This is a genomic window from Leifsonia sp. ZF2019 (assembly GCF_019924635.1).
In the GTDB taxonomy this organism is placed as follows: Bacteria; Actinomycetota; Actinomycetes; order Actinomycetales; family Microbacteriaceae; genus Leifsonia.
This window is the reverse complement of record NZ_CP065037.1, coordinates 3660698-3682193: the sequence shown is the minus strand read 5'-3', so window position 1 is coordinate 3682193 and position 21496 is coordinate 3660698. Positions and strand designations below refer to the sequence as shown.

Sequence of the window (21496 nt, the reverse complement as noted above, 5' to 3'; positions counted from 1 at the left end):
GCCGAAGGGGATGTAGTACCACGGCATGAGGATTGTGCAGTCGCTGCAATGCGATACTCGGCATGCGCCGTCGCTGTCGCACGTCCAGTAACAACCACCCGCTGAGGGGAACATCCGTGCACTTTCTCGCTGTGCTCAGCATGAAGAATCGCGCGCTGATCGCGCTCGTCACGATCGTGGCGGCCGTGTTCGGCGGCCTCGCGCTCGCGAACCTGAAGCAGGAGCTCGTCCCGTCGATCTCGTTCCCGCAGCTCGCGATCGTGTCGACCTACCCCGGGGCGTCGCCGGAGGTCGTGAACAACGACGTGAGCACGCCCGTGGAGGCCGCGATCCAGGGCGTCCCGGACCTCGAGAGCACGTCGGCGGTCAGTAGCACGAACCAGTCGATCATCACGGCGAAGTTCACCTACGGCACCGACCTGGCGACGGCCGAGCAGAAGATCGACCGCGCCATCAACCAGATCTCGTCGACGCTCCCGTCGGGGGTCGAGCCGCAGGTCGTCTCCGGCAGCATCGACGATCTCCCCGTCATCCAGCTCGCCGTCAGCAGCAGCGGCGACCAGCGCACGCTCGCCGACGACATCACCAAGGTCGCCCTCCCGGACATCAAGGACGTCACCGGCGTCAACGACGCGCAGCTCGTCGGCGAGGTCGGCCGCCGCATCACGATCACCCCTGATGCGGCCAAGCTCGCTGCCGCGGGTGTCAGCAGCTCGGCGGTCAAGGATGCGCTGCAGCAGAACGGCGTGCTGCTCCCGGGCGGCTCGATCACCGAGGACGGCAAGACTCTCTCGATCCAGTCGGGCAAGCAGCTCGCCTCGGTCGACGACATCGCGGCACTGCCGCTGGTCCGCAGCACGACATCCGCGAGCGGATCGAGCAGCGGCGCGGGTGCGGGCGGCGCGGGTGCCGGTGCCGCGGGTTCGGGTGCCGCGGGCGCTGGTGCCGCGGGCGCTGGTGCCGCGGGTGCCGGTTCCGCCGCTGCCGCCGCTGCCGCCGCGGCCGACGCGGCGGCCACCCCGCCCACCATCGGCGACGTCGCCACGGTGGCGGAGACCGACGACCCGATCACCTCCCTCTCCCGCGTCGACGGCAAGCCCGCCCTGACGATCGCGGTGACCAAGCTCCCGTCGGCCAACACGGTCGAGGTCTCGCACGGCGTGACGGCGCTCATCTCCGAGCTCGAGAAGAAGCTCGGCTCCGACGCGAAGATCACCGTCGTGTTCGACCAGGCACCCTTCATCACGCAGTCGATCAACTCGCTCACCGAGGAGGGTCTGCTCGGCCTCGTGATGGCGGTCATCGTCATCCTGGTGTTCCTGCTGTCGGTGCGCTCGACCCTGGTGACGGCGATCTCCATCCCGACCAGCGTGCTCATCACCTTCGTCGTGATGTGGGCGACCGGCTACACACTCAACATCATCACTCTCGGCGCGCTCACGATCGCGATCGGGCGCGTGGTCGACGACTCCATCGTGGTCATCGAGAACATCAAGAGACAGCTGGTGCCCGGCGCGGACCGGGCGGTCACCATCGTGCGCGCGGTCCGCGAGGTCGCCGGCGCGATCACCGCGTCCACCATCACGACCGTCGCGGTGTTCCTGCCCCTCGCGTTCGTGGGCGACGTGACGGGCGAGCTGTTCCGGCCGTTCGCGCTGACCGTCACGATCGCGCTGCTGTCGTCGCTGCTCGTGGCACTGACGATCGTGCCGGTGCTCGCCTACTGGTTCCTGCGCGCTCCGAAGGCGCGCAAGCACGAGGGGGGCGCCCACGACGACGATGCCGCGCACCTGACGGTCGAGGAGGCCGCCGCGTCCGGTCACGACGAGCTCGAGCATCCCTCGCGACTGCAGAAGGGTTACCTGCCGATCATCCGGTGGACGCTCAAGCACTCGGCGATCACGGTGATCCTCTCGATCCTCGTGCTGATCGGCACTCTCGCGCTCGCCCCGCTGATGAAGACGAACTTCCTCGGTTCGAGCGGCCAGAACTCGCTGACGATCACGCAGACGCTCGAGGCGGGCGCGAGCCTCCAGGCCAAGGACGACGCGGCGAAGGCGGTCGAGCAGAAGCTGCTCGACACGAAGGGCGTCGAGACCGTGCAGGTCTCCATCGGCTCCAGCGGCTCCGCCCTGCGCGACGCCTTCGCGGGCGGCGGCGGAGGCGGCACCACCTTCTCCATCACGACCGACCCGGACGCCGACCAGGAGAAGCTGCAGAACACGATCGAGAGCGAACTCGGCTCGATCAGCGGCGCGGGCACCATCCAGGTGTCGTCGCAGAGCGGATTCGGCGCCTCCAGCGACATCGAGGTGGACATCTCGGCGACGTCCAGCGCCGATCTGCAGACCGCGACCGACTCCGTCGTCGCCGAGCTGAAGAAGCACGACTCGCTCAAGCAGGTCACCGACAACCTGAGCGCCTCGCTGCCCTACATCGCCGTGACCGTCGACCGCACCAAGGCGGCGGAGGCCGGGCTGAGCGAGGTCGCGGTCGGCACGATCGTCTCCCAGGCGATGCAGCCGACCCAGGCCGGCACCGTCGCGATCGACGACACCAGCCTGAAGATCTACATCCAGAACGCCAACCCGCCGACGACCGTCGCCGGGCTCGCGGACCTGCAGATCCCGACGGCCGCCGGCATCGTGCCGCTCAGCTCCCTCGCGACCGTCGAGGAGGCCAAAGGCCCGGCGACGGTCACCACGGCGCGCGGCCTGCGCACGTCCACGGTGACGGCGACACCCGCGACGGACAACCTCACGGTCGCCAACGCGGACGTGACGAAGGCGCTCAAGGCTGCCGACCTCCCGAACGGCGCGACCGCCGTGATCGGCGGCGTCTCGTCGAGCCAGACCGACGCGTTCGCGCAGCTGGGGCTCGCGCTGCTCGCAGCCATCCTGATCGTGTACATCGTGATGGTGGCGACGTTCCGTTCGCTGCGTCAGCCGCTCCTCCTGCTCGTCTCGGTGCCGTTCGCGGCCACCGGCGCGATCCTGCTGCAGCTCGCCTCGGGCATCCCGCTCGGCGTCGCCTCGCTCATCGGCGTGCTGATGCTGATCGGCATCGTCGTGACGAACGCCATCGTGCTCATCGACCTGGTGAACCAGTACCGGAGGCGAGGGCTCTCGGTCTCGGAGGCGGTCGTCCACGGCGCCTCCCGCCGTCTGCGCCCCATCCTGATGACCGCGCTGGCGACCATCGCCGCGCTGACCCCGATGGCGATCGGACTCACCGGCCACGGCGGCTTCATCTCGCAGCCGCTCGCGATCGTGGTGATCGGCGGCCTGATCTCGTCCACCGTGCTCACGCTCGTCGTGCTGCCGACGCTCTACAACCTCGTCGAGGGGGCGCGGGAGCGTCGGCAGGCGAAGAAGGCGGCGAAGGGCGGCGGCGCGTCCGGGGACGGTGGGCCGGGCGACGATGGGCCGGGCGACGGCGGGGCTCCCCGGGGCCCCGGCGGCACCGGAGCGGAGGTCGGCGCGAGCACCCCGCAGCCGCCTGTGTTCACGTCCCCGGTCGGGGGCAGGCAGCTCTGACGATGTCCCGGGCGATCGACACGTCGTCCGGGATCCCAGACGGGGGATGCGTGGCCGCTCCGGTCCGCGCATCCCCCGCTCGGTATCGTCGCGCTATGAGCACCGCAGCGCTGTCCGTCGATCCGCTCTGGCCGCGGGCCGGTGACTGGCCCGCGCTCGAGACGCTCGGGGACGACGCGCGTGCGGACCTCGCCCTGCTCGGACTCCCGACCTGGCGCACCTCCCTCTCGCCGACCGGGGCGCACGCGACGCCTGCCGCGGTGCGATCCGCGCTGAGACGCTATTCGACCCACACCGCAGGCGCGGCGGTCGACCGCCTGCGGCTCGTCGACGAGGGCGATGTCGTGGAGCCGGACGGCCCGGAGGGCGAGGCACGCGCTATCGCGGCGATGCGGGCCGCCGCGGCCCGGTCGACCGTCACGGTGGCGGTCGGCGGCGACAACTCCCTGACCGTTCCCGCCGCTCTCGGCGCATTCGGCGATGACCTGCGGACGGCGGGGCTCATCACCCTCGACGCCCACCACGACCTCCGAGACGGCGTCTCGAACGGCTCACCCGTCCGCCGGCTCGTGGAGGCGGGGCTCGCCGGCACCCGGATCGTCCAGATCGGGATCGCCGACTTCGCGAACTCGGCCGCCTACACGCGCCGGGCCGAGGAGCTCGGGATCACGGTGGTCCCGCGTGACGCGCTCCACGGCCGTCCGCTCGACGATGTCATGGCGGAGGCGCTCGACATCGCCGGGGCATCCGCAGGCCCGGTCCACGTCGACCTCGACGTGGACGTGTGCGACCGTTCCGTCGCACCCGGCTGCCCGGCCTCAGTCCCCGGTGGCCTCGCGGCGTGGGAGCTGCGCCGCTTCGCACGCCTCGCCGCGGCCTCCCCGCGCGTCCGGTCGCTCGACATCGCGGAGGTGGACGCGACCGCCGACGCCGCCGACCAGCGCACGGTGCGGCTGGCCGCGCTCCTGGTGCTGGAGGCTGTGGCCGGGCTCGCGTCCCGCGCATCCTGACGCGCGCGGCTTGCGGGGTGTGAGTGGCGTGAGCGCTGTGAGCGTGAGAGGGGTCGCGCTCTGCCGCTTTGGCGCCCTAATACCGGCGGTTTGCGACCCCTGAGTGGCCGGCGGGCGGCGCACGCGGGCGCGCGGCTACGCGCCGCCGATGACCGTCTGCGCGACGAGGGGGACGCCGGGGCGGTAGGCGAGGTGGACGTACGAGGGCGCGTCCAGGACGACGTAGTCGGCCCGGGCGCCGCGGCGGAGGTGACCGACGTCGTCGCGGCGGAGGGACTCGGCGCCGCCGAGAGTGGCCGCCCGCAGCGCCTCCGCGACGGTCATGCCCATGTCGCGCACCGCGACGGCGATACAGAACGCCAGGGACGAGGTGAACGACGACCCGGGGTTGCAATCGCTCGCGAGGGCGACCCGGACGCCGGCGTCGAGGAGCCGGCGGGCGTCGGGGTAGGGGTGCCGCGTCGAGAACTCGACGCCGGGAAGGAGCCCGGCCACCGTGCCGGAAGCGGCGAGGGCCTCCACATCGGTGTCCGTGAGGTAGGTGCAGTGATCGACGGCGGCGGCGTCGAGCTCGACGGCCAGGAGGACGCCCTCGCCGGGACCCAGCTGGCTCGCGTGCACCCGCACGCCCAGCCCGCGCGCCGCGCCCGCCGTCAGAATGCGGCGCGACTGCTCCGGATCGAAGGCGCCGGTCTCGCAGAACACGTCGATCCAGCGGGCGTGCGGCGTGCACGCGTCGAGCATGGGGCCGACGACCAGGTCGACATAGGCGGCAGGGTCGTCCGCGTACTCGGCGGGGACGACATGCGCGCCGAGGAATGTGGTCTCCGTGGTGACCTCCCGCGCCACGCGCAGGGCGCGTTCCTCGTCGGCGACCGTGAGGCCGTAGCCGCTCTTGACCTCGAAGGTCGTGGTCCCCTGGGCGCGCAACTCGGCCGTGAACCGGGTGAGGCGGTTACGCAACTCGTCGTCCGAAGCCGCGCGCGTCGCCGCGACCGTGCTGCGTATTCCGCCGGCGGAATACGGCCGCCCCGCCATGCGCGCCTCGAACTCGGCGGAGCGGTCACCGCCGAAGACGAGATGAGTGTGGCTGTCGACGAACCCCGGGATGACGGCTGCGCCGCCCGCGTCCACCTCGCGGTCCGCGTCTCCCCGGGGTGCGCGCGATGCCGGGCCCGTCCACTCGATCCGGCCGTCGACGGTGAGCAGGGCCGCATCCCGGACGAGTCCGAGTGGCCCGTCGTGCTGCGGGTCGAAAGTGACCAGTTCACCGATCCCGGTGAGGAGCGTCGAGGAAGACGGCTGCCGTGACATCAGCCGCGGGACCCCTCCCGGGCCGCGTGCTCCCGCATCGGGACGCGCAGGCCGCGCTCGTCGGCGACCTCCACCGCGCGCTCATAGCCCGCGTCCACGTGCCGCATGACCCCGGTGCCCGGGTCGTTGACGAGCACGCGCTCGATCTTCTCCGCGGCGAGCGGCGTACCGTCGGCGACGATCACCTGTCCGGCGTGGATGCTGCGACCGATGCCGACACCGCCGCCGTGGTGGAGCGAGACCCAGGTGGCGCCCGACGCGGTGTTGAGCAGGGCGTTCAGCAGCGGCCAGTCGGCGATGGCGTCCGAGCCGTCGGCCATCGACTCGGTCTCGCGGTACGGCGAGGCGACGGAGCCGGAGTCCAGGTGGTCGCGGCCGATGACGATCGGGGCGCGGAGCTCGCCGCTCGCGACCATCTCGTTGAACCTCAGGCCGGCGAGGTGGCGCTCCTTGTAGCCGAGCCAGCAGATCCGCGCCGGGAGGCCCTCGAACGGCACCTTCTCGCCCGCCTGGGTGATCCAGCGGCGCAGGTGCTCGTCCTCGGGGAAGAGGTCCAGGATGGCGCGGTCGGTCGCGGCGATGTCCGCCGGGTCGCCGGAGAGCGCCGCCCAGCGGAACGGCCCCTTGCCCTCGGCGAAGAGCGGCCGGATGTACGCCGGCACGAATCCGGGGAAGGCGAAGGCGCGGTCGTACCCGCCCAGCTGCGCCTCGGTACGGAGGGAGTTGCCGTAGTCGAAGACCTCGGCACCGGCATCGAGGAAGCCGACCATGGCCTCCACCTGGGCCGCCACGGAGGCGCGTGCGGCCTGCGTGAACGCCTCGGGGTCGGCGGCGGCGCGGTCGTGCCACTCGTCGACGGAGACGCCGAGGGGGAGATAGCTGAGCGGATCGTGCGCGCTCGTCTGATCGGTCACGATGTCGATCGGAACGGCCCGGCGCAGCAGCTTGGGGAAGACCTCGGCGGCATTGCCGACCACGCCGACGGAGAGCGCGCGGCCCTCCTCCTTGGCCGCGACCGCGCGGGCGACGGCGTCGTCCAGGTCGTCGGCGAGCTCGTCGAGGTAGCCGTGGTCGACGCGGCGCTGGAGGCGGCTGCGGTCCACATCGACGATGAGCACGGCACCCCCGTTCAGCGTGACGGCGAGGGGCTGGGCGCCGCCCATCCCGCCGCAGCCGCCGGTCAGCGTGAGCGTCCCCGCGAGGCTGCCCCCGAACCTGTTGCGGGCGACGGCGCCGAAGGTCTCGTACGTGCCCTGGAGGATGCCCTGCGAGCCGATGTAGATCCACGAGCCGGCCGTCATCTGGCCGTACATCGTGAGGCCGAGGGCCTCGAGGCGGCGGAACTCGGGCCAGGTCGCCCAGTCGCCGACGAGGTTCGAGTTGGCGATGAGCACGCGCGGCGCCCACTCGTGCGTGCGGAAGACGCCGACCGGCTTGCCCGACTGCACCAGCAGGGTCTCGTCGGGCTCCAGGTCGCGGAGGGTCTCGACGATCGCGTCGAACGCCTCCCAGCTGCGGGCCGCACGGCCGGTGCCTCCGTAGACGACCAGGTCGTCGGGACGCTCCGCGACCTCCGGGTCGAGGTTGTTCATCAGCATCCGGAGGGGCGCCTCCGTCTGCCAGCTCTTGGCGGTCAGCTGGGTGCCGCGCGGGGCGCGCACTGCTCTCGCTCCATCCATGGTGTCGGCTCCTTCGTCGTGGTCGTGGGCTCAGGTCAGCGGAGGGCGTGGCCGAGGGCGCTCTCGGCGGCGTCGGCGAGGGTGCCGGAGGCGACGAGCGCGACCGCGGCCTCGATCTCGGGGGAGAGGTAGCGGTCCGGCCCGGGACCGGCGACGGCCTTCCGAAGCGCCGCGGTGACCGCACCGGTGGCGGGAGCCTGGCCGAGGGGCGCCCGGAGGTCGGCGCCGCGCGAGGCCGTGAGCACTTCGATCGCGAGCACCCGCGTGAGCCCGTCGACGGCCCGGCGGAGCTTGCGGCCCGCGGCCCATCCCATCGACACGTGATCCTCCTGCATGGCGGACGACGGGATGGAGTCGGCCGAAGCCGGGGCCGCGAGCCGCTTCAACTCCGAGACGATGCCCGCTGCGGTGTACTGCGCGATCATCAGGCCGGAGTCGACCCCCACCTCGTGGGCGAGGAACGGTGGGAGGCCTTGGTTGCGGGCCGGGTCGAGGAAGCGGTCGGTGCGCCGTTCGGACATGCTCGCGACGTCCGCCACGACGATGGCGAGGAAGTCGAGCACGTAGGCCACGGGCGCGCCGTGGAAGTTGCCGTTCGACTCCACCCGGCCGTCGAGCGTCAGGACGGGGTTGTCGATAGCGGAGGCCAGTTCGCGCTCGGCGACGGTCGTGGCGTGTGCGGCGGTGTCACGGGCTCCGCCGTGGACCTGCGGGGCGCAGCGCAGAGAATAGGCATCCTGGACGCGCGTGCACTCGGTGCCTTTGTGGCTGGCGACGAGCGGCGAGCCGGCGAGCAGGTCGCGCAGATTGCCGGCCGAGACGGCCTGCCCGGTCTGCGGGCGCAGCCGCTGCAGGTCGTCCGCGAAGACCGCGTCGGTGCCGAGGAGCGCCTCGACGCTGAGGGCGGCCGCGATGTCGGCGGTGGTGAGGAGGCGCTGGAGGTCGTGGAGGGCGAGCGACAGCATTCCGAGCATCCCGTCGGTGCCGTTGATGAGCGCCAGGCCCTCCTTCTCGGCGAGAACGACCGGCTCGATGCCGGCGGCGGCCAGGGCGTCCGCTGCGTCCACGAGCTCGCCATCGACCCTGACCTGCCCCTCGCCCATCGCCGCCAGCGCGCAGTGGGCGAGCGGCGCGAGGTCTCCCGAGCAGCCGAGCGAGCCGTACTCCCGGACGATCGGCGTGATGCCCGCGTTGAGCACGGCGGCGTAGGTCTCGACCGTGCGCGGGGTGGCGCCGGTGCGGCCGGTCGCGAGGGTCGCGAGGCGCAGCAGCATGAGCGCGCGGACGACCTCCCGCTCGACCTCCGGTCCGCTGCCCGCGGCGTGCGAGCGCACGAGGCTCGCCTGCAGCTGCGCGCGCCGCTCGGCCGGGATGAATGTGGTCGCGAGCGCGCCGAAGCCGGTCGAGATGCCGTAGTGCGGCTCCGTGTCGTCGGCCAGCGCTTCCACGATCGCGCGGGAGGCGGCGACGGTCTCGAGCGCATTCGGGTCGAGCTCGATGCGGGCGTCGTGGCGGGCGACGGCGACGACGTCCGCGATGGTGAGCGGTGCGCCGCCCACGGTCACGGCACTGATGTCGGTGGAGGTGGTGACGAGCATGCTCCGATCCTCGCCGCGGGGGCATGCGCTCGGGTCGGCTGTACACTCATCCGTGTCCGGGATCCCAGACGGCGCCCGGGAGGCAGGGCGGCCTCCCCCGCCGCGCGCCCGCGAGAGGATGGGTCGATGAGCAAGGTCCCCGCTGCAGAGAACACCCTCCGCATCCTCGGCCACCTCGCCGCACAGCGAGGACCGGTTCCGGCGGCGAGCATCGCGACGGCGCTTGCTCTGCCGCGCTCCACCGTCTACCACCTGCTCACCGTGCTCGGAGACCACGGGTTCGTCCTCCACTTCCCGGAGGCGCGCCGCTACGGTCTCGGCGTCGCCGCCTACGAGCTCTCGAGCGCCTTCTCACGCCAGCAGCCGCTGAGCAGGCTCGGCCGCCCGATCGTCGCCGGTCTGGTCGACGCGATCGGCGAATCCGGACACGTGGCCGTGCTGCACGGGCGCGACGTCGTGTACATCGTGGAGGAGCGTGCGCCCCGCCGGCCGCGGCTCGTGACGGATGTGGGGGTGCGCCTTCCGGCTCACCTGACCGCCAGCGGCCGGGCGCTGCTCGCGACCCTCCCTGCCGGGCAGCTGCGCGCCCTGTACCCCGACCGAGACGCCTTCGAGGAGCGCACCGGCGCCGGACCGCACACCTACGGCGAGCTGCGCCGGGTGCTGGCGGAGGTGCGCGAACGCGGGTTCGCGACGGAGGACGGAGACGTCACGCCCGGCTTCGCGTCCGTCGCCGTGTCGGTGCGCGATCACGCCGGCTGGCCGGCTGCGGGGATCGCGGTGACGTTCCCGCGCGAGAACGTGCCCCACACGGAATGGGAGACGCTCGCCGCGCGGGTGCGGGATGCGGCGGCGGAGCTGTCGCGGCGCATCCGCGGGAGCTGAGGCGGGAGGCGTCGGGCGCTCCGCTGCCGCACAGGGGTCGCACTCTGCCGCATTGCGCCGATCAGAGCGGCGGAGTGGGACCCCTGTGGCGGGAGAGGGGGCCGCTCAGCCCTCGGCGAGGGTGAGGGTCGTGTCGTGCGAGCGGCCTCCGCGCACGAAGGTGACCGCGACCTCGTCGCCGGGCCGGGAGGTGATCTGCACTGCCGTGAGGACGTCGACGCTGCTGGCGGGCGTCCCGTTCAGGGCGGTGACGACATCCCCGGCCTGCAGCCCGGCGTCGGCCGCCGGGCCTCCCGCGTCGATGGACTGCACGAAGAGGCCGTCGGCGATGCCGTAGGCGGCGGCGACGCCGGGCGGGATCGGGAGGACGGAGAGGCCCGCCGTGGGGTACGAGACCTTTCCCTTGTCGATGAGCTCGTGCGCGATCCGCATCGCCGAGGACTCCGGCACGGCGAAGCCGATGCCCACACTGCCCGTGCTGCTCTGGCCTCCACTGCCCGGCACGGTCGCGATCGCGGTGTTCACGCCGACGAGACGCCCGCGGCAATCGACGAGCGCGCCTCCCGAGTTGCCCGGGTTGATGGAGGCGTCGGTCTGGATGGCGCCGACCAGCACCGCATTGCGGTCGTCGTCGCTCGGGACGGGGACGGTGCGGCCGAGCGCGCTGACGATGCCGGCGGTGACGGTGCTCGACAGCCCCAGCGGCGCGCCGAGGGCGACCACGGGCTGCCCGACGGACAGGGCGCCCGAGTCGCCGATCGAGATGACCGGCAGCGGCTCGTCGTCGTCGACCTTCACCACCGCGAGGTCGGTCTTCGGGTCGCGGCCGACGAGCCGGGCGTCGAGGTCGTGCCCGTCGCTGAAGCGCACCGAGAGGGAGCCTCCGGAGGCCGCGGGCGAGATGACGTGGTTGTTCGTGAGGATGTAGCCGTCGTCCGCGATGATCTGACCGCTGCCGTTACTGCGGCCGCCCGAGGAGGAGGTGACGGAGATCGTGACGATCGTGGGCAGGACGCCGTTCGCGACCGAGGAGGCGTCGCAGGCTCCGGACGCACCCGCCGTAAGCGCGGTCGTCGTGATGGTGCCCGCGATGAATCCGCCGGCGATGAGGGCGAGGGCCGAACCGGTGACGAGGAGGGCGGTGGCCCAGGAGGTGCGGGATGCGGGGGTCGGCGCGAGGTCGGCCGGCGTCGTGGTCGTCGGCTCGGTGCTCACCCCTTCTGATGTCGACCCGGTCGGCGCGTCGGCGCCGTCGTTCGGAGCGTTCTCCGACTGCTCGTCGCGGTCTGTCACGGCGCCTCCCTGGTCGATCGTGCGCAAGGTTAGCGGCGCCGGAGCGCGTGGCGCTACTGTCCTGGCATGGTCAGGTTCCTCATCCGTGCGGCGATCTTCGTCGTGACCGCCGCTCTCGGACTGCTGGTGGCCATGTGGCTGCTGCCCGGGTTCCATCTCGAGTGGGCCGGCGGTCTCGTCGCCATCGTGGTCTTCGCCATCGCGCAGAGCGTGCTGGCGCCGTTCATCTTCAACCTGGCGCGCAAGTACGCGTCGGCGGTGCTCGGCGGAATCGGGCTCGTGTCGACGCTCGTGGCGCTGATCATCGCGTCGTTGTTCCCCGGCGGTATCCGTGTCGATGACTTCGCGACGTGGATCCTCGCGGCCCTGGTGGTGTGGCTCGTCACGGCGCTCGGCACCTGGTTGCTGCCGCTGATCTTCCTGAAGAAGAAGGTCACCGCCTCCCGCGCCTGAGGCGGCGCTTCGCAACGCCGCTACGCCGCCGAGCACGCCCGACAGTGCCGACCGTGGCGTGGTGCGAGCCTTGCGATTCGGACCAAATGTGGGGAATGGCGTCGGCGCCAGAGTGCACATTCGGTCCAAATGTGAGGCGGGGAGGGACGTCGGGGCTCACGTTGTAAGGCGCTGGGCCGGCGGATCGGTGGGGGCGCGGGTGTGTTCACCGATCGGACACCTCTCCGCTGCCCGCGCGTCACCGGGGTGGCCCCTTCCTTTCCATCTTCAGTGGAATCCGGCGACGATGCTCGTCGCCCGGCTCGCCTCCGGCGGGCTGAGCTTCTCCACGGGGGCGTCTACGACGTCAGCGGGGGCGCGCGACGTATTGAGCGCCTGGCCGCGTCAGGCCCCCACGTAGCGCGCCAGGTGCTCGCCCGTCAGGGTCGAGCGCGCTGCGACCAGCTCGGCCGGCGTGCCCTCGAAGACCACGCGGCCGCCGTCGTGCCCCGCGCCAGGGCCGAGGTCGACGATCCAGTCGGCGTGGGCCATGACGGCCTGGTGGTGCTCGATCACGATGACCGACTTGCCGGAGTCGACGAGCCGGTCCAGGAGGCCGAGGAGCTGCTCGACGTCGGCCAGGTGCAGGCCCGTGGTCGGCTCGTCGAGCACGTAGACGCCGCCCTTCTCGCCGAGGTGGGTGGCCAGCTTGAGCCGCTGGCGCTCGCCGCCGGAGAGGGTGGTGAGCGGCTGGCCGAGGGCGAGGTAGCCGAGGCCGACATCCTCCAGGCGGTCCAGGATGGCGCTCGCCGCCGGGGTGCGCGCCTCGCCCTCGCGGAAGTACTCGCGCGCCTCCGTGACCGGCATCGCCAGCACCTCGCTGATGTCCTTGCCGCCGAGAGTGTATTCGAGCACCGAGGCCTGGAACCGCTTGCCCCCGCACTCCTCGCAGACGGTGGCGACGCTCGCCATGACCCCGAGATCCGTGTAGATCATCCCGGCGCCGTTGCAGGTCGGGCACGCGCCCTCGGAGTTGGCGCTGAACAGGGCGGGCTTCACGCCGTTCGCCTTCGCGAACGCCTTGCGGATCGGCTCCAGCAGGCCGGTGTAGGTGGCGGGGTTGCTGCGTCGTGAGCCGCGGATCGCACCCTGGTCGATCGAGACGACGTCGTCGTGCGACGACACCGAGCCGTGGATGAGGGAGCTCTTGCCCGAGCCCGCCACCCCGGTCACGACGACGAGCACTCCGAGCGGAATGTCCACGTCGACGTCGTGCAGGTTGTTGGCGGTCGCCCCGCGCACGGGCAGGGCGCCGGAGGGGGTGCGAACCGCATCCTTGACCGCGGCGCGGTCGTCGAGATGGCGGCCCGTGAGGGTGCCGCTCGCCCGCAACCCCTCCACGGTGCCCTCGAAGCAGATGGTGCCTCCCGCGGTCCCCGCGCCCGGACCGAGATCGACGACGTGGTCGGCGATCGCGATCGCCTCGGGCTTGTGCTCCACCACGAGCACCGTGTTGCCCTTGTCGCGCAGTCGCAGCAGCAGTTCGTTCATCTTCTGGATGTCGTGCGGGTGGAGCCCGATGGTCGGCTCGTCGAACACGTAGGTGACGTCGGTGAGCGACGATCCGAGGTGCCGGATCATCTTGGTGCGCTGCGCCTCCCCGCCCGACAGCGTGCCGGAGGGCCGGTCGAGGGAGAGGTAGCCGAGCCCGATCTCGACGAACGAGTCGAGCGTGTGCCGCAGGTTCGAGAGGAGGGGAGCGACCGACGGCTCGTCGATCCCGCGTACCCATTCCGCGAGGTCGCTGATCTGCATCGCGCACGCGTCGGCGATGTTCACGCCGTCGATGCGGGAGGAGCGGGCTCCCTCGTTGAGGCGCGTGCCGCCGCAGTCCGGGCAGGTCGTGAACGCGACGGCGCGGTCGACGAACGCGCGGATGTGCGGCTGGAGGGCGTCGCGGTCCTTCGACAGGAAGGACTTCTGGATCTTCGGCACGAGCCCCTCGTAGGTCATGTTGATGCCGGAGATCTTGACTTTCGTCGGCTCCTTGTAGAGGAAGTCCTTCAGCTCGGCGTCCGTATAGTCGTCGATCGGCTTCGCCGCGTCGAGGAACCCGGACTCGGCGTACTGCCGCACCGCCCAGCCGTCGGCCGTGTAGCCCGGGACCGTGATCGCGCCCTCGGAGAGCGATCGGGTGCCGTCGTACAGCTGCGCGAGGTCGATCTCGTTGACCGTCCCCATCCCCTCGCAGCGCGGGCACATCCCACCGGTGATGGTGAAGCTGCCGGCCTCCGCCTTGCCGGAGCCGCGCTCGATCGTCACGGCCCGGTCGCCGTGCACCGACGCCACGTTGAAGGAGAACGCCTGCGGTGACCCCACCTGCGGCTGCCCGAGCCGGCTGAACAGGATGCGCAGCATCGCGTTCACGTCCGTCGCCGTGCCGACGGTCGACCGCACGTTCGCTCCGAGCCGCTCCTGGTCGACGATGATCGCGGTCGTCAGCCCCTCGAGCACGTCGACGTCCGGTCGGGCCAGCGTGGGCATGAAGCCCTGCACGAACGCGCTGTAGGTCTCGTTGATCATCCGCTGCGATTCGGCGGCGATCGTCCCGAACACCAGCGAGCTCTTGCCCGAGCCGGAGACCCCGGTGAACACGGTCAGCCGCCGCTTCGGGAGCTCGACGCTGACGTCCTTCAGGTTGTTCTCGCGGGCGCCCTGCACCCGCAGCAGGTCGTGGGTGTCGGCGACGTGAGTGGTGGGCGTGCTCATGGGTCTCTCCCTCGGTGCGACGCCTCCCACGCTAGCGGGTGGGGCCGACGGTGCAGAGAGCTAGACCTGGGCGAAGCGTTGCGCCGACCGCGCCTTCGCCTTCTCCGCCTCCACCTCGCGATTCTTCGGCGGGGCGGAGGTCGTCAGGTGATCGAGGAGGTGCTGGGTCGCGTGGGCGATCTCCGCGACAGCCTCGTCGAACGCCGCGGCGTTCGCCTGGGAGGGCGTGGTCGACCCGGACACCTTGCGCACGTACTGCAGCGCGGCGGCGCGCACCTCGTCAGAGGTGGCCGCGGGCTCGAAGTTGTGGAGGACGTGGATGTTGCGGCACATACCGGGAGGGTACGCCGGGCGCGGCGTCGTCGCCATGCCCGTCGGGCCGCGACGGCGCTACGCCCGTCCGCGCGCCGCCCACTCCAGCCTGCGCAACGACTCGGCGTTGCGCACGTGCAGCACGAGGTCGGCGATCGGGCGCGGGATGAGGCGCGCCGGCCCCGCGACCGGGTGCTCCTCCATCCGCACCAGGCATCCCGCGCCGCGTGGGCGGACGTCGATCACGACACGCTCCTCTCCGAAGGGACGCGTCTTGGCCTGCAGCACCATCCGTCGTGGCGGGTCCCATTCGTCGACGCGGGTCTCGTCGTTCAGCACGAACGGCCACACCCCGATGGAGTGGTGCAGCCGCGAACCCGCGGCAGGGTATCCGTCGTCCGCCGCCCGCATGCGGGACGCGCCGACCACCCAGCTCGGGTAGACCCACGGGTCGGCGAGCACGGCGAAGACCTGCTCGGGAGTGCAGTCGAGACGGCGGACGGTCACGGACACGATGTCACCCTTCGGGCGCTAGCGACGGCATGCGGGTCACGCCGAACTCGTGGCGCAGCGCGCTCCGCGCCGCGTAGTAGCCGCCGAGCCCGTGCACACCAGGGCCGGGCGCGGCGGAGGCGGACGCGAGGTACAGGCCGCGGCCGGGCATCCGCCACGGGTCCGGGGAGAGCACGGGGCGGGCGATGAGCTGGCGGAAATCGGGCATCCCCGTCGAGATGTCGCCGCCGACGTAGTTGGGGTTGTACTGCTCCATCTGCACGGCGGTGCGGGACGTGCTGGCGAGCACGAGGTCGCGGAAGCCCGGGGCGAACCGTTCGATCTGCCGGATGACGGCCTCGGTGCGGTCGGCGGAGGAGCCCCGCGGGACGTGCGTGTACGCCCAGAGGACATGTTTACCGAGCGGTGCCCGGGATCCGTCGAAGAGGGAGGGCTGCGAGACGAGCACGTACGGATCGTCACCGAGCCGCCCGGCCGCGACCGCACGCTCCGAGCGGGCGACCGCGGGCCGCGAGCCCCCGAGGTGGACGGTCGCGGTCTCGTTCAGCTCAGGGTTCGTCCACGGCACCGGGCCGGACAGGGCGAAGTCGACCTTGCATACGCCGTTGCCGTCGCGGAATCGCGAGACCCGGCGCAGGTACCCGGCGGCGAGGCGGTCCTCGCCGAGGCGCGCGGCCGCACGCACGTGGGTGTCGAACACGATGGCGCGCGCGTCGGGGAGGTCGCCCAGGCTGGTGATCTCGGCCCCGGTCACGACCTCGCCGCCGTGCGCCTCCAGATCGGCGACGAGGGCGTTCGCGATGCTCTGCGACCCGCCGATCGGTACAGGCCAGCCCCGGGCGTGCGCATAGCTGACGAGGGTCAGCCCGGCGGCGGCGCCCGCGACGCTCGGGAGGGCGACCGTCGTGTGCGCGAAGGCTCCGGCCAGCAGGGCGCCCGGTTCCTCGGTGCGGAAGGGGAGGTTCCACCAGGGGCCGCCCTGCAGCAGCGCCGTCGCGCCGAGACGGGCGGCGACGAGCGGGTGCCGCGGGAGCTGGATCACCGCGGAGCCGGTGAACTGCGCCACCTCGTCCGCGTGCCGCGCGAGCGGGCCGATCAGCGCGCGCCAGGCGGCTCCGTCGGGGCCGAGCGCGTCGGCCGTGCGCTCCAGGTCGCGATAGGCGAGGGCTGCGCGTCCACCGTCGAGCGGGTGACCGTACGAGGCGGTCGGTGTGATGAACCGCACCCGATCCGCCAGCCCGAACCGGCGGAAGAAGCCCGACGCGAAGGCCAGGGGGTGCACGGCGGAGCACAGGTCGTGGCGGAAGCCGGGGAGGGTGACCTCCTCGGTCCGCATCCCGCCTCCGGCCGTCGCGTTGCGTTCGTACACGCGGACGGCGAGACCGGCGCGGGCCAGCGTCACGGCCGCGGCGAGCCCGTTGGGGCCGGAGCCGATCACGACGGCGTCGACGGAGGAATCGGAGGACATGACTCCTGTATACCCCGGAGGTCGCCCGCGGTCGTGAGGATCGGCAGCCCGCTCCCAGCATCCATCCTGTATCGTTGAACGGTCGGCTCTTGGCACCGCGCATGTGGCGCGCGGATGGGTTTGTAAGTCAAGCGGGCCGGTTCCGCACCCGATCGGTGGTGCGGACAATCACGATGTGAACGGCCCCGGACGATGTTCGTCGGGGAATCCCCGGTGCGCTTCAGCGCGCCGCCGCGCACTTGAACTCAACCCAGGAAGAACGACGCATGCCCCCGTACAAGAAGAACGACCGGCCCAAGCAGGTCGGCAGCAAGAGCCCCAAGCACCGCGGTTATCGCCCCGAGGAGCAGACCGCGGGCAAGAAGGCCCGCTGGTCCGCCGACGACCGGGCCAAGCGCGGCGCGAGTGCCGAGCGCGGCCGTTCCGTCTACGGCACCCGTGATGCCTCCGACAGCGCCGGCGGCCGTGGTCGCGGAGAGCGCCCGAACTGGGAGCCCCGCGGCAAAGACGCCCGCCGCACCGAGCGCGAGTGGGACAACCGCGGTCGCGCCGGCCGCGATGACCGGCCGCGCCGCGACGACGACCGCCCGCGTCGGTCGTTCGACGACCGGGGCGACCGGGCCCCGCGTCGCGAGTACGACGACCGCCCACGTCGTTCCTTCGACGACCGGGGCGACCGTGCTCCGCGTCGCGAGTACGACGACCGTCCGCGCCGCACGGCGGACGACCGTGCCGACCGCATGCGCCGTTCGTTCGACGACCGTGCCGAGCGCCCGCGTCGCGAGGACGACCGTCCCCGTCGTTCGTTGGACGACCGCGGCGACCGTGCCCCGCGTCGCGACTATGACGACCGTCCCCGCCGTTCGTTCGACGACCGTGCCGAGCGCCCGCGTCGCGAGGACGACCGTCCGCGTCGTTCGTTCGACGACCGCGGCGACCGCGCCGAGCGCCCGCGTCGCGACTTCTCCGACCGCCCGCGTCGCGACTTCTCCGACCGCCCGCGACGTTCCTTCGACGACCGCGCCGAGCGGCCGCGTCGCGAGTACGACGACCGTCCGCGTCGTTCGTCCGACGACCGCGGCGACCGTGCCCCGCGTCGCGACTCCTCCTTCTTTCCGTCCCGCGACGGCAAGCCCGCCTACAACGCGCAGGACGACGTCGTGCTCGAGCGGCTCGAGGCCGACGCCATCCAGGCGGAGGACGTCGACGGCGTGACCTTCGCCGACCTGGGCTTCGGCGGCAACGTCGTGCGCGCCCTCGCCGAGCTCGGCGCCGAGAGGCCGTTCCCGATCCAGGCCGCCACAGCCCCCGACGTGATGTCCGGCAAGGACGTGCTCGGCCGCGGCCGCACCGGCTCCGGCAAGACGATCGCCTTCGGCGCCCCTCTGGTCGAGCGCCTCATGCAGCTCTGGGCGGAGTCGGGCAAGTCGGGCGGCAAGCGCCAGATCGGACGCGCCCCGCGCGCCCTGATCCTCGCCCCCACCCGCGAGCTGGCCCTCCAGATCGACCGCACGGTGCAGCCGATCGCCCGCAGCGTCGGCCTCTTCACCACCCAGATCTACGGCGGCGTGCCGCAGGGCCGTCAGGTCGGTGCCCTTCAGCGCGGCGTCGACATCGTGATCGGCACCCCGGGCCGCATCGAGGACCTCGTGGAGCAGGGTCGTCTCGACCTCAGCCAGGTCGTCATCAGCGTCCTCGACGAGGCCGACCACATGTGCGACCTCGGCTTCCTCGAGCCGGTGCAGCGCATCCTGCGCGAGACCGCCGAGGGCGGCCAGAAGCTGCTCTTCTCGGCGACCCTCGACACCGGGGTCGCCCAGCTCGTCGACGAGTTCCTCGTCGAGCCCGCCGTGCACGAGGTCGCGGGGGAGGACCAGGCGTCCTCCACCATCGATCACCGCGTGCTCGTGATCGAGCACCGTGACAAGCCGGCCATCATCGAGCAGCTCGCCGACCGCGAGGGCAAGACGCTGATCTTCGCCCGTACCCGCGCCTTCGCCGAGATGCTGGCGGACCAGCTGGACGACGCGGGCATCCCCGCGGTCAGCCTCCACGGCGACCTCAACCAGTCCCGGCGCACCCGCAACCTGCAGCAGCTGACGAGCGGCCGCGTCAACGTGCTCGTCGCGACGGACGTCGCCGCCCGCGGCATCCACGTGGACGACATCGACCTGGTCATCCAGGCCGATGCGCCGGACGAGTACAAGACCTATCTGCACCGCTCCGGCCGCACCGGCCGCGCCGGCAAGCAGGGCACGGTCGTGACGCTCATCCCGCGCCAGCGCCAGCGCCGCATGAACGACCTGCTCGACCGCGCCGAGATCGAGGCCGAGTTCGTCCCGGTCATCCCGGGCGATCAGCTGGTCACCGACCTCGCCCAGGCGTCCGCGCTCGCCGGGGCCGACGCGTAAGCGGAGGCCCGAAGCGCGGAGCCCCCGTCCGTCGCGCAGCGTCTGCTGAGCGGTGGGCGGGGGCTCCTGTGTTGCGGGCGGCCGGCGGTCAGCCGGTCAGCTGTGCCAGCGCGTGCCGGCCGAGGGACGCCATGCGCGGGCTGTCGTCGGAGTTCGCCGCCAGTGCCGTGCCCATGATGACCGCCCAGCCGCGTGCGCGTCGCCACGTCGCCTCGTCGACGGAGCCGTCCAGCGTCTCCCGGAACTCGGCGCGGGCCGGTGCGTCGAAGGTGAGCCAGGCCGTCGCGAGATCGGTCGCCGGGTCGCCGGCGGTCACGTCCCCGAAATCGATGACCGCGGCGAGGCCCTCCACGGTGCCACTGGCGTCGGTGCGGAGCAGGAGATTGCCGGGGTGGGGGTCGCCGTGCAGCCAGAGCGCCGGCCCGGTCCACAGCGGAGCGGCCAGCGCGTCCTCCCACACGGCGAGCAGGGCGTCGGTGGAGGCCACGGTGTCAGGGCGGGCGGCGAGCATCGCCAGGCGCTCGCGGACGGCGATGTCGCGCGTCGCGAGCGGAACGCCGCGGACCGGGTTGACTGGCGCATCGGCGGGCGCGGGGATGTGCACAGCGCGCAGGAAGCCCGCCAGCGGCTCCGCGATCACGGCGCGGGCGGAGGCGTCGACCGATGCGCCGTCGACCCCCTCCAGCCAGCGGGCGATGCTCCACGGCCAGGGGAAGGTCACGCTCGGCACGCCGACGCGCACGGGGGCGGGGACGGGGACGGCGACGCGCTCGGCGATCGCGGCGAGGACGCGTTGCTCGTGCTCGATGAGGTGGGCGGCGGCCTCCCGCCGCGGCACGCGGACCGCGAGGTCGTCGCCGAGCCGGAAGATGCGGTTGTCCCACCCGTCGGAGACCAGCCGCAGCGGGCCGGCGAGATCGGGGTGCTGCTCGGCGATCATGCGCGCGACGAGCGTGGCGTCGGCGGCGATGTCCGCCGTCGGAGTGGATCCTGAGTGCACCCGCTCGACGCTAACAGACCGGCCGCAAGACGTGAGTCGTTGCGGGTGAGGACGTGCCTCCACCCCGCAACGACTCACGTCTCGCAAGACGGATCAGGACCGGGCGAGGAGGGTGAGGGTGTCGACGACGCGGTTGGAGAAGCCCCACTCGTTGTCGTACCAGGCGACGACCTTCACGTGCTTGCCGTCCACGCGGGTGAGCGCGGAGTCGAAGATGGAGGACGCGGGCTGCCCGGTGATGTCGCTGGAGACCAGCGGGTCCTCCGAGTACTCCAGGATGCCGGCCAGCGAACCCTCGGCGGCGGCACGGTAGGCGGCGAGCACCTCGTCGCGGGTGACCTCGCGGGCGACCGTCGTGTTGAGCTCGACGATCGAGCCGACCGGGACGGGCACGCGGATGGAGTCGCCCGACAGCTTGCCATCGAGGCCCGGGAGCACCAGGCCGATCGCCTTGGCGGCTCCGGTCGTGGTGGGCACGATGTTGACGCCGGCCGCGCGGGCGCGGCGCGGGTCGCGGTGCGGGCCGTCCTGGAGGTTCTGCTCCTGCGTGTAGGCGTGCACGGTCGTCATGAAGCCGTGTTCGATGCCCGCGAGGTCGTCCAGCACCTTCGCCAGCGGTGCGAGGGCGTTCGTGGTGCAGGAGGCGTTGGAGACGATGGTGTGCGCGGCCGGGTCGTACGCGTCCGTGTTCACGCCGTAGGCGAGGGTGACGTCGGCGCCGTCGGACGGGGCGCTCACCAGCACGCGCTCGGCGCCCGCGCGCAGGTGGGCGCGGGCGGCCTCGGCGGACGTGAAGCGGCCCGTGGCCTCCAGCACGATCTCGACGCCGAGCTCCGCCCACGGCAGGTTCTCGGGGTCGCGCTCGGCGAGCACCTCGATGCGGCGGCCGTCGACGACGAGGGCGCTGCCGTCGACCTCGACCGGGCGGCCGAGGCGGCCGAGCGAGCTGTCGAACCGGAGGAGCTGGGCGAGGGCGTCGGGCGCGGTCAGGTCGTTGACGGCGACGACCTCGAGGTCGGTGTCACGCTCGAGGAGGGCGCGGAGGGTGTTTCGTCCGATGCGGCCGAAGCCGTTGACGGCGATGCGGGTCATGGGGAGTCCTTTCGTTGCGCCTTCCATCGTCAGCACTCCGCGTGCGCCACGAAAGTGGCTGCGTGGACACCTCCCGCAAGCATCCCGCCACGGTCCTCGCCACTGCGCCCAAGCATCCCGCCACCCATCCGCACCCTGCGACGTCGAGGCGGCGAATAGTGCGCCGCCTCGGAGCTTTTCGTGC

The 21496-nt window shown here is 72.2% G+C and carries 15 protein-coding genes; 5 read left to right on the top strand and 10 right to left on the bottom strand.

The window, feature by feature from the left end:
* The first annotated feature begins 116 nt into the window (after positions 1-116).
* Both IT072_RS18040 and IT072_RS18035 read left to right on the top strand, forming a co-directional pair.
* Entirely contained in the window at positions 117-3536 is a 3420-nt protein-coding gene (locus IT072_RS18040) for an efflux RND transporter permease subunit (RefSeq protein ID WP_223358213.1), read from the top strand.
* A gap of 95 nt (positions 3537-3631) precedes the next feature.
* Positions 3632-4546 (top strand): arginase family protein, encoded by a 915-nt coding sequence (locus IT072_RS18035; RefSeq protein ID WP_223358212.1) that lies wholly within the window; start codon positions 3632-3634, stop codon positions 4544-4546.
* A 135-nt stretch (positions 4547-4681) separates the two neighbouring features.
* On the opposite strand, the gene hutI is transcribed toward IT072_RS18035, so the two are convergent.
* The 3 genes from hutI to hutH are packed head-to-tail and all read right to left on the bottom strand — an operon-like array spanning position 4682 to position 9137.
* Positions 4682-5860 (bottom strand): imidazolonepropionase, encoded by a 1179-nt coding sequence (gene hutI / locus IT072_RS18030; protein WP_223358211.1) that lies wholly within the window; start codon positions 5858-5860, stop codon positions 4682-4684.
* Positions 5860-7539 carry a urocanate hydratase gene (hutU, locus tag IT072_RS18025; RefSeq protein ID WP_223358210.1) on the bottom strand — a complete coding sequence of 560 codons (1680 nt, stop codon included), beginning with the start codon at positions 7537-7539 and terminating at the stop codon, positions 5860-5862. The genes hutI and hutU overlap by 1 nt, the downstream gene beginning before the upstream one ends.
* 35 nt (positions 7540-7574) lie before the next feature.
* Positions 7575-9137: a histidine ammonia-lyase gene (gene hutH / locus IT072_RS18020; RefSeq protein ID WP_223358209.1), complete on the bottom strand. Its 1563-nt coding sequence runs from the start codon at positions 9135-9137 to the stop codon at positions 7575-7577.
* 126 nt (positions 9138-9263) lie between these two features.
* Here hutH and IT072_RS18015 point away from each other — a divergent pair, with 126 nt between their 5' ends.
* Positions 9264-10022 (top strand): IclR family transcriptional regulator, encoded by a 759-nt coding sequence (locus tag IT072_RS18015; RefSeq protein ID WP_223358208.1) that lies wholly within the window; start codon positions 9264-9266, stop codon positions 10020-10022.
* 105 nt (positions 10023-10127) lie between these two features.
* On the opposite strand, the gene IT072_RS18010 is transcribed toward IT072_RS18015, so the two are convergent.
* On the bottom strand, positions 10128-11315 hold the full coding sequence (locus tag IT072_RS18010; protein ID WP_223358207.1) for a S1C family serine protease: 1188 nt from the start codon (positions 11313-11315) through the stop codon (positions 10128-10130).
* A gap of 66 nt (positions 11316-11381) precedes the next feature.
* Between IT072_RS18010 and IT072_RS18005 the strand changes: the two genes are divergently transcribed.
* Complete coding sequence (locus IT072_RS18005) at positions 11382-11768, top strand: phage holin family protein (RefSeq protein ID WP_223358206.1); 387 nt, start codon at positions 11382-11384, stop codon at positions 11766-11768.
* A gap of 384 nt (positions 11769-12152) precedes the next feature.
* On the opposite strand, the gene IT072_RS18000 is transcribed toward IT072_RS18005, so the two are convergent.
* Genes IT072_RS18000 through IT072_RS17985 form a run of 4 tightly spaced genes read right to left on the bottom strand, consistent with a single transcriptional unit; the run spans position 12153 to position 16809 of the window.
* The gene (locus IT072_RS18000; protein WP_223358205.1) at positions 12153-14516 is read right to left on the bottom strand and encodes an ATP-binding cassette domain-containing protein; all 2364 of its coding nucleotides are present in this window, start codon (positions 14514-14516) and stop codon (positions 12153-12155) included.
* A 60-nt stretch (positions 14517-14576) separates the two neighbouring features.
* Positions 14577-14849 (bottom strand): DUF2277 domain-containing protein, encoded by a 273-nt coding sequence (locus tag IT072_RS17995; protein ID WP_223358204.1) that lies wholly within the window; start codon positions 14847-14849, stop codon positions 14577-14579.
* A gap of 57 nt (positions 14850-14906) precedes the next feature.
* On the bottom strand, positions 14907-15341 hold the full coding sequence (locus IT072_RS17990) for an SRPBCC family protein (RefSeq protein ID WP_223358203.1): 435 nt from the start codon (positions 15339-15341) through the stop codon (positions 14907-14909).
* 4 nt (positions 15342-15345) lie between these two features.
* The gene (locus tag IT072_RS17985; RefSeq protein ID WP_223358202.1) at positions 15346-16809 is read right to left on the bottom strand and encodes a phytoene desaturase family protein; all 1464 of its coding nucleotides are present in this window, start codon (positions 16807-16809) and stop codon (positions 15346-15348) included.
* Between the two features lie 266 nt (positions 16810-17075).
* Between IT072_RS17985 and IT072_RS17980 the strand changes: the two genes are divergently transcribed.
* Positions 17076-19220, top strand: a complete 2145-nt coding sequence (locus IT072_RS17980) for a DEAD/DEAH box helicase (protein WP_223358201.1) — start codon at positions 17076-17078, stop codon at positions 19218-19220.
* A gap of 88 nt (positions 19221-19308) precedes the next feature.
* Here the strand turns inward: IT072_RS17980 and IT072_RS17975 are convergent, their stop codons facing one another.
* Together IT072_RS17975 and gap are read right to left on the bottom strand one after the other, a co-directional pair.
* Positions 19309-20220 carry an aminoglycoside phosphotransferase family protein gene (locus IT072_RS17975; RefSeq protein ID WP_327058919.1) on the bottom strand — a complete coding sequence of 304 codons (912 nt, stop codon included), beginning with the start codon at positions 20218-20220 and terminating at the stop codon, positions 19309-19311.
* A gap of 93 nt (positions 20221-20313) precedes the next feature.
* A complete protein-coding gene (gene gap / locus IT072_RS17970) occupies positions 20314-21312 on the bottom strand; it encodes a type I glyceraldehyde-3-phosphate dehydrogenase (RefSeq protein ID WP_223358200.1) in 999 nt (332 codons plus the stop codon).
* Positions 21313-21496: the final 184 nt, after the last annotated feature.